We start from the raw sequence: 12,870 nt of genomic DNA, 5'->3' as shown, positions 1-12,870 counted from the left end.
GAGGGCATCCGGTGTGCCTGCTGCGTCATCTGCCTTGAGGACAGGAGACATTCTCTGGAAGGGGCAACAGCTTGCCATTCTGGATTTCCCACACGTTTTTGAACGCCGCGCAGCGAGCGAGGATATCGGAGCCATCGTGCTCCAACTGGTGAGAGCGTGTGGTGGCCAAGAACATCCGACTGGGGCGCTCCGACGTTCCCGGCATAGCAGGCTTTGAGTAACGGGCCGTGCCAGTGTTCAGCAAGAACGGGCAGCCAGCAGACCTGTCTGTTGCCGCAAAGCTCGCACACTCAGCATGCATGGGAGGGTCCAGCGTCAGGCGAAGCCGAATCACCGACGGGCCGCCGATAACTGCACGCCAGTAGCGAAGAGGATCGCCGCACAGGCCGCACAGGCCGCACAGATCGTCGCGGATGCACTCCAGGCGTCGAGCACCGTCCAGTTCGGTGAAGTCGGGGAGGCCATCGGAGCGAATTGCTGTGACGTAGGTGATTGGGTAACCCTGTGGTCACGAGGGCGGTTAGCCAGCCACTTGGGCAATGGGGAGCGAATTCTTTTGGTGGTCGGATTATTTGGAGCCACGTGCGAAACTCCCGTACGCTCGATGATTTTCAATCAATTCACCGCCGCCTGTGTTGAAAGTCGGATCCCTGGGCCTTACGGGAGGTTTTTCCTCACTGGCGAGACGATTTTCCTGATACCCCTACGTTGACATGGATTGGATCAGGGAATCCAGTCCTTAGTGTCTGCTGTGAGCGATAGAATAGGTCTGCGCTGTACGCAAGTAATTGACGGTTCGTAGGTGGCAGGAGTGTGAGCGCGCTGCGCAGCAGCGATCGTTAGACCGAGCCTTGCGAGGCCGAGGCCGCATGGCAGCGGTTCGTGATTGTCTGGGGCTCGGTGGGCAAGGTGCTGGCGAAAGCGTGTGCAGCGAAGATGCTGCCTGTCGCTGTGGGTAACGAACTGACCTCGGAGTGCCGGTGGGATGGCGGCGCCCAGCTCGGTGGCGCCAGTCCCGGGGGCCCTATGACTTTGGTCAAGGGGCAATCGGGGCTGGGGGTTGGTAGAAGGTGCCGTCGCGGAGCATCGCGAAGAGGACGTCGGCTCGGCGTCGGGCGAGGCAGAGGAGGGCTTGGGTGTGGTGCTTGCCCTGGCTGAGCTCTTTGTCGTAGTAGGTCCGCGAGGCCGGATCGGCCAACGCGGCGAATGCTGAGAGGAAGAACGCCCTCTTGAGCTGCTTGTTTCCTCTGCGGGAGGGCTGTTCGCCTCGGATCGAGGACCCGGAGCTTCTGGTCGCTGGAGCGAGCCCTGCGTAGGCCGCGAGGTGGGCGGCACTGGGAAAGCTGGTGCCGTCGCCGACGTCTATGAGGATGCGGGCTCCGGTCCTGATGCCGATGCCGGGCATGGACATCAGGACCTCGGAAAGAGGGTGTGCCTCCAGCAGTTGTTCGATCCGGTGGGCCAGGAGTCTGCGCTGGTCAAGCACGGCCTGTAGCGAGCCGGCCAGGCTCGGAACGATCAGTGCGGCCGCGTCCGTGCCGGGAACGACGACGGTCTGTTCGTCGAGCGCGGTGAAGATGTCCTCGACCAGTCGCTCGGCCATCCGCGGGGCCTTCGGCCGGATCAAGGTGATCAGCCGTCGGCGGCCGGCCTTGCGGATCTGGGCCGGCGAGCCGAACTGTTCCAACAGCTTCAGGACCGCCGGGTGCTGGATGCGTGGGCCGATCACTCGTTCCAGGTGCGGGTGGATCTGAGTGAACAGGCCGCGGAGCCGGTTGGCCAGGCGGTTTGCCTCGGCGGCGAGGTCGTCGTCGAACCCGACGATCATCTGGAGCTCGGCGACGGTCTCGTCGTCGAGGTCGACCGAACGAAGTGTGTGCGGCATCGCCCGGGCCGCGTCCGCGATGATGAACGCGTCCTTCGCGTCGGTCTTGGCCTCGCCGGGATAAAGGTCCGCGATTCGCCGCATGGTCAGGCCGGGCAGATAGGCGACGTGGCAGCCCAGGTCGCGGGCGACGGCCAGCGGCAGGGCGCCGATGGATGCCACCTGGTCGACGATGACGAGGACGGTGCCGTGTTTGGCCTGCAGTTTGGCGAAGACCTCGCGGAGTTTGGGCTCGCTGTTGGGCAGCTGCCGGTCGAGGGTCTTCTTGCCGGTTGGGGTGAGTGCCGTGGCGTGGTGTTCGCCCTTGCCGACGTCCAGGCCGAGGTAGACGTCGATGTCGCTGGTATCGATCACGTCGTGGATCCTTCGGTGCTGTTCACCCGGCCTCACCACGGCACTGATCGCCACATCCACATTACGAAGAGCCTCCCGACCTGCGAAGAAGTCGGTGGTCATGCCCCTAATCAGCGGTCTGTCAGTGCCTTCGGAGCTGGTGACACCACCCCCCGGGCCATCCGTTCGACAAGGGGAGGTAGTCATGCCAACTCCGAAGGCCGGTAGCCCCGTTGCGGGGCTACGAAGACGGTAATGGGGGGCAGTTCAGCGCCGCGGTGCCGCTGCAGATGAAACACAGTAAATGGTGTCCGCGTACTGGCTCATCTACAGAGGTTGGTACGGACTCACGTACACACTCGATCGGGTTGATCTTGGGCGTGTCGTACCCGTGTCGTGAGTAGGTCCGTTGGGTGCGGGACAGCCATCGCGGGAGCTGAGAGGAGGCGAAGGGTGTCCCGTCTCGATGATCCTGCACTCGGAGCGATGGATGGATCTGCGCCGTTTCCGTGCCCTGCATGAAGCAGGCATGAGCATCTCCGCGATCGCCCGGGAGACCGGGCTGAACTGGCGGACTGTGAAGAAGTACGTTGAGGCGCCGCCGCCGGTGGTGCCTCCGAGGGGGCCGTCCCGCAAGGGCTGTCACGTGTTGGTGATCGAGCCGTTCAAGCCGATCATCGACGCGTGGCTGCGGGCCGACATCACGTTGAAGGGAACGGTGATCCACGAACGGCTCGTCGATCAGTACGGGTTCACCGGCAACTACCAGCGGGTGAAGCTCTATCTGCAGCAGGCCCGGCCGCGGGTGATGGACGAGCTGGGCATCGGGCCGGATGAACTCGACGGTCTGCACCGCCGGTTCGAGGTGATCCCCGGCGCACAGGCCCAGGTCGACTGGGGAGACGAGGGCGGCATCCTCACCCGGGCGGGCATCAAGAAGGTCTACTCCTTCCACATGGTCCTGTCCTACTCCCGGGACCCGTTCTGCTGCTTCACCACCTCGATGGACCTGGCAACGTTCTGGGACTGTCACCGTCGGGCATTCACGCACTTCGGCGGGGTGCCCAAGACGATCGTCTACGACCGCACCAAGACCGTCGTGCGCCGGCACGTCGCACCCGGTGAGGCGGTCCCGCTACATCCGGAGGCCGTCGCGTTCGCCGGTCACTACAACTTCGACATCGACGTCTTGGCCGCCTACCGGCCGCAGGGCAAGGGGCGAGTCGAGCGGCAGGTCACCATCGTCCGCGATCACGTGCTGGCCGGCCGGTCGTTCAGTTCTGTCGTCGAGCTGGACGCGGCGTTCATGAGCTGGGTGCCGCTGCGGCGATCGCGTACTCACCGCACCCACCGCGAGGTGATCGGGCTGCGGGCCGAGCGGGACCACGCGGCTCTTCGACCGGTGCCGGCCCGGCCCTATCTGGTCACCGACCGGCACCTGCGGCACGTCGGCAAGGACTGTCTGGTCGCTTTCGAGGCCAGCTTGTACTCGGTCCCGGCCCGCCGGGTCCGGCCCCGGCAGCTGGTGGAGGTCAGGGCTGGTGGGGACAGCGTCTCGCTCCATCTGCTGGCCCCGGATCTGAGCGGTTCGACGCTGCTGGCCGTCCACCCGCGCTCGCATGCCCGGGGCACCTGGGTCGTGGACGAGTCGCACTGGGGCGGTTTGCCTGATGGCAGCAGTCGCAGAACGACCACGGTCGTTCCCGAGTTCGCTCCCCGGCCGCGGGATGTCAGCCCGTCCACCGGCCCGCTGCAGGACCTGATCAACCGGTCCGCTGCCGCCCAAGTCCCAGTCGGTAAGCGGCCATTGTCGTTCTACGACGACATCGCCGGCACCCGCCCCAAGCCTCGTATCGTTCCGGAATCGAAGGACACCGCGTGAGCGAACTGGTCACCGCCCGACTGCGATCCACCGCCACCAAGCTCGGCCTGCCACACACCGCGACCAGCCTGGAGCACCTGATCCAGCGGGCTGACGCGAGCAAGATGGGCTACCTCGACTTCCTCGATTTGGCTCTCTCCGAGGAACTCGCAATCCGTGACGACCGTCGCTTCCACACCGGGCTGCGGCTCTCGCGCCTGCCGCACCACAAGACGCTGGACGAGTACGACTTCTCCTTCCAGCCCGACCTCGACCCCCGCAAGATCCGCGATCTGGCCGCCCTCTCGTTCATCGAGACCAAGACGAACGTCGCCCTGCTGGGCCCGCCGGGCGTCGGCAAGACCCATATCGCGGTAGGCCTGGCCGTCGCGGCCTGCCGGGCCGGGTTCACTGTCTACTTCACCAGCCTCGACGACATGGTCCGCCAGCTCAAAGAAGCCGACGCGATCGGGCGTCTGCCTGCCAAGATGCGCCTCTACCAGCGGCCCGACGTCCTCGTGGTCGACGAGGTCGGCTACCTCCCGCTCGACCGCGACGAGGCCAACCTCGTATTCCAGCTGATCTCGAAACGCTATGAGAAGGGCTCGGTCGTCCTGACCTCGAACAAGACCTTCGGCGAGTGGGGCCAGGTCTTCGGTGACGAGGTCCTTGCCACCGCGATCCTCGACCGTCTCCTGCACCACTGCGAGGTCGTCTCGATCAACGGCAATAGCTACCGGCTGAAGAACAAGCTCTTCGCGATCGACGGCGGAGGCGACGCAGCCACCGCCTGAACCTGCGGCTTCACCCCGAGGGCCGGGGCGAGGGCTGACGCCCTCGCCCCGGCTAAAACTTCGTACCGCCTCTGCACATGAGCCTGTACTCGTCTCTGCACGTGAGCTCGTACCCCGACAAATGGTGGATATCCTGGAGGCTGAGCGGGTGGTCAGGTGATGAACTGCTGACAGTTGCTGCGGCGCTCGGGCTGCAGCTGATGCCGGCGAACGCCTTGCTGGGACTCGCGCTTCGCGTGTGCTTCGGCGTGGTCCGTTGGCCGGGCGACCCCGCGAGCATCAATCGAGTTAGGGGTGTCGAACACACAATCTGCCGGCTCAGTTTTCCCTGGTTCGAACCCTGGCATCGCCACGCTGAGAGAGACCCCCTTGATCAGGGATATGACCTGATCGGAGGGGGACATTCGTTCATCACCTCTGATCGACTCGCCATGGACCGGACGCGGATGACTCTCACTTCGTATTGCCCATATTCCACCGTTGATCAGTGCGTGTCCCCCAGGGGTAGCATGATCACTCGGGGTTCGTTCCACTCTCGAACGTGCTGCGTCGGTCCGGCTGTTCGCCCGCCCCGGGTCTGGTCAAGCACTTTGGTGTAGACCTTGTGCAGCACCGCGATGCTGTGTCCGACACGGAGGGCGCACTCCATGGCGTCTACTCCGGACTTGAGCCAGAACGAGACGCCAGCGTGCCGGCGGTCGTAGTGGCGGCGGGGCTGTTTCGCTTCGAGTGGTGATCGGGGGCAGACACTTCTTCCTTCGATGCGGCCCCAGTGGAAACCGCAGGTCAAAGCCATCGAACCTGTCCTGGCTTGCGTAGCGTCTCAACAGGCTGCTTGATCGGCCTTGATCGATTTCGTGTCGGATGGCCGCTGCGCGTACGGCATCGAAAACACCCGGGCTACCGCTTCACACTTCTGGGATCATGAGTGCGTACTTTCTGGGGAAGGAAAGCATCATGACCACGGCACGGGGCATGTTCGATGGATTCGAGGCATACCCGCACACCCTCCGATCGCGACTACCGATTGGCCTTGCAACATGGCCTCGTAGTCCTGGACACCAACGTTCTGCTCGACCTGTACCGCATGAATGGGCGCGTCCGCGAAGACATGCTGACCGTCCTCAAGGCGATCTCCGAACGCCTGTGGGTCCCCCAGCAAGTGCTGGTCGAGTTCTGGCGCAATCGACAGAGTGAAGAGCTCATCGCCTACCACGACAAGAAAGCCGCTACCGCAGCAGAAATATTGAAAAGTTCCATAAACCGGTCACGTAGTGCTCTGGAAGAGTGGGCTAGGAATGTTCATATAGGTGACAACACTGACATCGTTTCACCGATGCATGAGAAGCTCGATCGCGCAGAGAAGCTCTACCAGGAAATCGAAGAGAGGTCGGAGCGCCAGGCCGCGAAGGATAGAGTTCCGGGGATTCGCAACACACACACCGACCCGGTGATCACTGTCCTGGAGCAGCTCCTCGATCAACGTGTCGGAGTTCCCTACCCTCCGAAACGACACGCGGAGGAGGTGCAGCTGGCTAAGGAGAGAGCTGACCAGCAAATACCGCCTGGATACAAGGACTTTGAGAGCGGAAAGAAGGAGGACGAGGAGGCGGCGGGCGACTACCTGGTCTGGCGTCAGCTCATGGACGCTGCCCAGAGTCACGGGAAGGATGTTCTCTTCGTTACTCGGGACCTGAAGGAAGACTGGTGGCGGAAGGCCTCCGCTAAAGCCGTTCGTCTCCCGCGTATCGAGTTAGTGAATGAGCTGCGTGACCTCACTGGTCTGCGACTCTTCATGGTCGAACCCAGCACTCTGATGCAACTGGTGAGTAGGGTACTCCATCTCGAAAAGCAAGTTGACCAGAACTCGGTCGATGCCTTGCGACACCTGGAGGCAGCCGAAGCCGACGCCGACGAACTGCGCCACGCTGCAACCCGCTCGCGCTACCGCTTAGCCAAAGTCCCCGGCGGACGCAGTAATGACTACATTGAGACGCTATGGCTGATGGCCCAGCTGGTTGAGGAGAACTCTCAACTGAAGACCTGTCTTGAGAAGTTCATGGAGTTCTTCACGAGTGTCACGCTTGAGCCCGAGGCACGCAAAAGACTCATGAACCTGGTCTCCCTTGGGTTGTCCGTCGTCCAGGGAGGGCAGATCTTTCTCACCGCCCACGGCCGCAAGTTCGTCGAGAACCGCGACGCGCAGTTGCTGCGCCGGCTTTTCATGGAGCGGATCTTGGGCGCCCAGGAAGTTCGCCAGCTGCTTGACGAAGGAGCCTCAGTGGCTGAGGTGAGACATCTGCTGGACGAGCAGCCCGACCTTGACCTCAGTGCTACCCAAAGTGAGCTTCTTCTGCGGTGGATGGGAAAGCTGGGCCTCCTTTCCACCTAACTTGGTGCAACAGAAACCTGGAACCCGCCGGTTCGTCATCAATATGTCTTACGCGACATGTCTTGACACTACCCGGTGCTGACGGCCGGAGGTGCGCGTGGTCGTCAGCCCTAAGCGTGGTGTCCGATGGCTCTAGTTGCCTTTCGTCACGAGAGCGGGTCCGGGAGCTGGAGCGTTGACTCGTCCTCGCCGCGTGCCCTAGCGACGCGCTCGCGCAAGTGATCGATTTGATTGGTGGGCCACTTATCTCCGACCACCATGTAGGTGATCAGATCAGCGGCGAGGTTGTAGTTCTCTTTCTTCGTCAGGATGTTGTGCGCGGAGTTAATTAGAACGTCGCGCCACAGAGGAGCGGTGAGCTTCCAGTCGAGCTCGTAGGTCCGTTCCACGGCATCTTCAAGGAGCAGGCCAGGTTCGGCCTTGAGGATCTGGGAGAGTGCCTGGAACAGCACGATATGGGTGGCTGGCTTGAACAGCAGCCCGTAGTCGGCGTCCTTGGCACGCAGCTCGGGGAGAAGCTTGGTGTTGTCCCGGCCGTACTTGAGCTTCGGCATACCGTCAAGGACGGTGCTCCACCAGCCCTCAACGTGCTCGTATCCCTGATCCAGGGTTTCCTCTGAGGGACGAACGTGGGTTTTCTTCTCGTTCAGCTCGTCCGCCATGTCGTAGTGCTCGGCGATGATGCGGACGGTCTCGTAGATGGCGCTGAGGGTGGTGAGCTGGGTGCTGCGTTCGGCGATCGTGTTGTTTCTGTAGTTGACCAGCGACTCGTTCTTGTGGTTCTTGCCGGCCAGCGGACCGTCGCCATCGGCCAGGCGTCGGGTCAGGATAGCGAACCCGTCGTCCTCACTGGTCAGGATGTTGTCGCCGCGACTGGTGTTCTTGGCGTAGCGGTTGACCTTGTTGAAGATCTTCCGCGTGTGCTGCGTGCTGATGCGCGGGACGATGATGACGGTTACCTCGTCGTCCCCGACATCCTTAACGTAGTCACCCTCAACGGTGCGCATGAGGTGCACCTCCCGTAGGGCGGCGAAACGGTGTTGACCATCGAGGATGATGCGCTCGCCGCTGTCGATGGTCAGGAAGCCAAAGGAGTCTTTGGCCATCGTGGACCGGTACGCCTTCGGTAGGTTCTTAGCCACCTCGCTGAACGACTCGAACTCCGGTTCCTCCTCGGCGTCTAGCAGCAGGATGATGGCGCCGAAGAAGCGGTCAGGAGAGTTGGCGAGGTACGGGGCGATCTCGGTGCGTACGCGGTAGTCGTTGAGCTCGCGCTGGAGTCGTTCGGTCAAACCGCTGGTGGCCCATTCCTCCTGCTCGCTCGCTGGCCGGGCGACCTGGACGAGGTCGCTCACCTTCATGGTGGTCACGTAGTACGGGGTCGATCCCATCTTGGCTCGGATCGCGGTGTGCAGAGTGGGCATGTCAACTCCCCATGACTTATCAGCTGTTCCGGGGCTAGTCTGCCAACTGTTTGTGATACTCGTGGAGTTGTTTGCGAAAACAGCGCCAGACGGTGTACTGATGGTACGTCAGCGCTGACGGATGCACGTGGGATGGCAAGTCTCCACGGGGGCGTGTGTACGTTAAATGGTTGACGTACGGATAGAGTAGTGTGACGTTCGCGCCGCAAGATCCTCCCCTCAACTGGCTGAACAGCAAGGGCTGTTCAGCGTGGCGCCCTGAAGGGCAGGGCTGGAGGATAGGAGGCGCGAAGTGGCAGGTTTCGATGAAGGGAAGCCCCGTCGACCGTGGACCGGACCCGAGAAGGCTCAGGTGATCATCGGTGTGATCGGGCTGGCCCTTGCGCTTGCCGCCATCGTGGTGCAGTACGCCTCCTAGGTCACTAGGAAGCGTCCACACGCGAGTACGCCCGGCCGCGGCGGGCCGCTGGATATGCAGCGAGCCCGGCCTCGAACAAGGCGACCGGGCTCGTGTTACTGCAGGGAGGGCCTGGCTCTGGCACGAGCTGGGCCCTTCCTTTTTTCTGGTACCCGGCCAAGTTGGGCGGCTACCTACTAGTAAGGACTGTACACCAGGCCAAAAGGTCGCGGTAAGGTATAATGTCGGCCGCCAACGGCGGTGTAGACCCTGTGTCGTTACAAGCTCGCGCCGAGCCATCCGCTGGCCTCGTGGCCTGGGCGTCTTGGTGGTCTCTGTTAGCCGACTCTGGCCCTCTTTCTCTCAGGTGTCCTCCGAGACGGCGGGGGTGCGTGAACTGGCAGGCCAGGGGGATTGGATGTAACCCGCCGTAGAGCAGCAACCGCCGCCGGTGCCACTTCAGCGCGAGAGCTTCCAGCAGGCGCTTTACCGGTCGGCTTGATCGCGGTACCCCTTGTGCCCTTCCTCGCGCGACCCCTGTCGTGCCCCTCACCAGGGGCGGCCGCCGCGATGTCTCTCCGATGTTCGAGCCAGTCTGCCGTCCAAATGCCTTGACGATCAGATGTCGCTCGGCTTTCAGGTGCGGACCCAGCCCGGCTTCTGAGGGGCCACGACCAGGCGCCACGCAACACGATCGCTCACGGTCTCGTAATGCGTAGGTCCCGCTACCTGGCTGTGCCCACTGCACTCATACCCTCAGACGGCAAGAGCGCTGGCTCGGTCCTGATGTCGGCCGTACCCAACCGCAAGCAGCGAAGTCCCCGGGGATATCCCAGGGACTTTTCAGGGACTTTCACGTCTGTCGCAGGGAGATTCCAGGGACGTTTCGCCGCGTAAGCAGGGAAGGCCCCGACAGCGCTGAACGATGTGAACGCGCTGGTCAGGGCCCATCTGTCTAGCACTCGATGATGTTCACCGCGAGCCCGCCCCGCGCCGTCTCCTTGTACTTCACGGACATGTCGGCGCCCGTGTCCTTCATGGTCTTGATGACCTTGTCCAGGGAGACCTTGTGCGAGCCGTCGCCGCGCAGCGCCATCTTCGCGGCGGTCACGGCCTTCACGGCCGCCATGCCGTTGCGCTCGATGCACGGGATCTGGACGAGGCCGCCGACCGGGTCGCAGGTCAGGCCGAGGTTGTGCTCCATGCCGATCTCGGCGGCGTTCTCCACCTGGGAGGGCGAGCCGCCCATGACCTCGGCGAGGGCGCCCGCCGCCATCGAGCAGGCGGAGCCGACCTCGCCCTGGCAGCCGACCTCGGCGCCGGAGATGGAGGCGTTCTCCTTGAAGAGCAGGCCGATGGCGCCCGCGGCGAGCAGGAAGCGGACCACGCCCTCCTCGTCGGCGCCGGGCACGAAGTTCATGTAGTAGTGCAGGACGGCGGGGATGATGCCCGCGGCGCCGTTCGTCGGGGCGGTGACGACACGGCCGCCCGCGGCGTTCTCCTCGTTCACGGCCATGGCGTAGAGCGTGATCCACTCCATCGCGCGGGCCTGCGGGTCGCCCTCGGCGCGGAGCTGGCGGGCGGAGTTGGCCGCGCGGCGGCGGACCTTGAGGCCGCCGGGCAGGATGCCCTCGCGGGACATGCCGCGCGAGACGCAGGACTGCATGACGCCCCAGATGTCGAGGAGCCCGGCACGGATCTCGTCCTCCGTGCGCCAGGCCTTCTCGTTCTCCAGCATCATCGCGGAGATGGAGAGGCCGGTCTCCTCCGCGCGGCGCAGCAGCTCGTCGCCGGTGCGGAAGGGGTGCCTGAGGACGGTGTCGTCCGGCACGATCGGGTTGTCGCCCTCGACCGCCGCCTCGTCGACGACGAAGCCGCCGCCCACGGAGTAGTAGGTCTTGGTGAGGAGCGTGCCGCCCTCATGGTCACAGGCGCTGATCGACATGCCGTTGGCGTGGTACGGCAGGGCCTTGCGACGGTGCAGGACCAGGTCCTCGGCGAAGTCGAAGTCGATCTCGTGCATGCCGAGCAGGCTGATCCGGCCGCTCTCCTTGATCCGCTCCACGCGGTCGTCGGCGCTCTCCACGTCCACGGTGCGCGGCGACTCGCCCTCCAGGCCGAGCAGGACGGCCTTGGGGGTGCCGTGGCCGTGCCCGGTCGCGCCGAGCGAACCGAAGAGCTCGGCCCGTATCGCATGGGTGTGGGCCATGAGGCCCTCGTTCTTGAGGCGGCTCGCGAACATGCGGGCGGCGCGCATCGGGCCGACCGTGTGGGAGCTGGACGGGCCGATGCCGATCGAGAACAGGTCGAAGACCGAGATGGCCACGGAACACTCCAAGGGTGGTTGGTAGACGCCGTTGTCTGCCGGGGTCGTGCAGAGGTACAAGGCGGTGCGGGAACTACGGGTGGCGGGTGACGACACACGTGGTGCGGGGCACCCTGCTCACCATCCAGTGTGCAAGGTGCCCCGATGTTTCGTACGTACGAACAAAAGCGTACGAAACTACTTCAGGCCGGGGTAAAGCGGGTGCTTGTCGGCCAGAGCGGTCACGCGGGCCTTGAGGGAGTCCGCGTCGAAGCCCGGCTTGAGGGCCTCGGCGATGATGTCGGCGACCTCGCGGAAGTCCTCGTCACCGAAACCGCGGGTGGCGAGCGCGGGCGTGCCGATCCGCAGGCCCGAGGTGATCATCGGGGGGCGCGGGTCGTTCGGGACCGCGTTGCGGTTGACCGTGATGCCGACCTCGTGGAGGCGGTCCTCGGCCTGCTGCCCGTCGAGCTCGCTGTTCCGCAGGTCCACCAGGACCAGGTGCACGTCCGTGCCGCCGGACAGGACGTCGACGCCGACGGCCTTCGCGTCGTCCTGGACCAGGCGCTCGGCCAGGATGCGGGCGCCGTCCAGGGTGCGCTGCTGGCGCTCCTTGAATTCATCCGAGGCCGCGACCTTGAAGGAGACGGCCTTGGCCGCGATCACGTGCTCCAGCGGGCCGCCCTGGAAGCCGGGGAAGACCGCGGAGTTCAGCTTCTTGGCGAATTCCTTGTCGCGGGCCAGGATGACGCCGCCGCGCGGGCCGCCGAGGGTCTTGTGCGTCGTGGAGGTGACCACGTCCGCGTAGGGCACCGGGTTCGGGTGCAGGCCCGCGGCGACGAGACCGGCGAAGTGCGCCATGTCGACCCAGAGCTTCGCGCCGACCTCGTCGGCGATCCGGCGGAACTCGGCGAAGTCCAGGTGGCGCGGGTAGGCGGACCAGCCCGCGATGATCACCTTCGGGCTGTTCTCCTTGGCCAGGCGCTCGACCTCGGCCATGTCGATCAGACCGGTGTCGTCCACGTGGTAGGCGACCACGTTGAACTGCTTGCCGGAGAAGTTCAGGCGCATGCCGTGGGTGAGGTGGCCGCCGTGCGCCAGGTCAAGGCCGAGGATCGTGTCGCCGGGCTGGGCGATCGCGAAGAGGGCGGCCTGGTTGGCGGAGGCGCCGGAGTGCGGCTGAACGTTGGCGTACTCGGCGCCGAACAGGTCCTTGAGCCGGTCGATCGCGATCTGCTCGGTCACGTCCACGTGCTCACAGCCGCCGTAGTAGCGGCGGCCGGGGTAGCCCTCGGCGTACTTGTTGGTGAGGACGGTGCCCTGGGCCTCCATGACGGCGACCGGAGCGAAGTTCTCCGAGGCGATCATTTCCAGGGTCGACTGCTGGCGGTGGAGCTCGGCGTCGACGGCGGCGGCGACATCCGGGTCCAGCTCGTGGAGAGGGGTGTTCAGAAGCGACATCACACGGTCCCTATCGGT

At 64.3% G+C, this 12,870-nt stretch carries 8 protein-coding genes; 4 read left to right on the top strand and 4 right to left on the bottom strand.

Features of this window, described 5'->3' with window-relative positions:
• Window positions 1-1,036: 1,036 nt before the first annotated feature.
• Window positions 1,037-2,239 carry an IS110 family transposase gene (locus AB8Z36_RS00575; RefSeq protein ID WP_369211175.1) on the bottom strand — a complete coding sequence of 401 codons (1,203 nt, stop codon included), beginning with the start codon at window positions 2,237-2,239 and terminating at the stop codon, window positions 1,037-1,039.
• A gap of 445 nt (window positions 2,240-2,684) precedes the next feature.
• Between AB8Z36_RS00575 and istA the strand changes: the two genes are divergently transcribed.
• From istA to AB8Z36_RS00555, 3 genes are all read left to right on the top strand, one after another.
• Window positions 2,685-4,100, top strand: a complete 1,416-nt coding sequence (gene istA, locus AB8Z36_RS00570) for an IS21 family transposase (RefSeq protein ID WP_369211164.1) — start codon at window positions 2,685-2,687, stop codon at window positions 4,098-4,100.
• Window positions 4,097-4,873 carry an IS21-like element helper ATPase IstB gene (gene istB, locus AB8Z36_RS00565; RefSeq protein WP_369211163.1) on the top strand — a complete coding sequence of 259 codons (777 nt, stop codon included), beginning with the start codon at window positions 4,097-4,099 and terminating at the stop codon, window positions 4,871-4,873. Before istA ends, istB begins: the two co-directional genes overlap by 4 nt.
• A gap of 1,033 nt (window positions 4,874-5,906) precedes the next feature.
• Complete coding sequence (locus AB8Z36_RS00555) at window positions 5,907-7,265, top strand: PIN domain-containing protein (protein WP_369211162.1); 1,359 nt, start codon at window positions 5,907-5,909, stop codon at window positions 7,263-7,265.
• Window positions 7,266-7,411: 146 nt separating this feature from the next.
• Here the strand turns inward: AB8Z36_RS00555 and AB8Z36_RS00550 are convergent, their stop codons facing one another.
• Window positions 7,412-8,689 carry a DGQHR domain-containing protein gene (locus AB8Z36_RS00550; protein ID WP_352280704.1) on the bottom strand — a complete coding sequence of 426 codons (1,278 nt, stop codon included), beginning with the start codon at window positions 8,687-8,689 and terminating at the stop codon, window positions 7,412-7,414.
• 292 nt (window positions 8,690-8,981) lie between these two features.
• Here AB8Z36_RS00550 and AB8Z36_RS00545 point away from each other — a divergent pair, with 292 nt between their 5' ends.
• Window positions 8,982-9,107, top strand: a complete 126-nt coding sequence (locus tag AB8Z36_RS00545; RefSeq protein WP_352280705.1) for a hypothetical protein — start codon at window positions 8,982-8,984, stop codon at window positions 9,105-9,107.
• Between the two features lie 934 nt (window positions 9,108-10,041).
• On the opposite strand, the gene AB8Z36_RS00540 is transcribed toward AB8Z36_RS00545, so the two are convergent.
• Both AB8Z36_RS00540 and glyA read right to left on the bottom strand, forming a co-directional pair.
• On the bottom strand, window positions 10,042-11,412 hold the full coding sequence (locus AB8Z36_RS00540; protein ID WP_369211161.1) for an L-serine ammonia-lyase: 1,371 nt from the start codon (window positions 11,410-11,412) through the stop codon (window positions 10,042-10,044).
• A 177-nt stretch (window positions 11,413-11,589) separates the two neighbouring features.
• Complete coding sequence (gene glyA, locus AB8Z36_RS00535; protein ID WP_369211160.1) at window positions 11,590-12,852, bottom strand: serine hydroxymethyltransferase; 1,263 nt, start codon at window positions 12,850-12,852, stop codon at window positions 11,590-11,592.
• Window positions 12,853-12,870: the final 18 nt, after the last annotated feature.

This window comes from Streptomyces flavofungini (genome assembly GCF_041028215.1).
Taxonomy (GTDB): domain Bacteria; phylum Actinomycetota; class Actinomycetes; order Streptomycetales; family Streptomycetaceae; genus Streptomyces; species Streptomyces flavofungini_B.
Note: the sequence above shows the minus strand (reverse complement) of the source record. Positions and strands in the feature narration are given on the sequence as shown.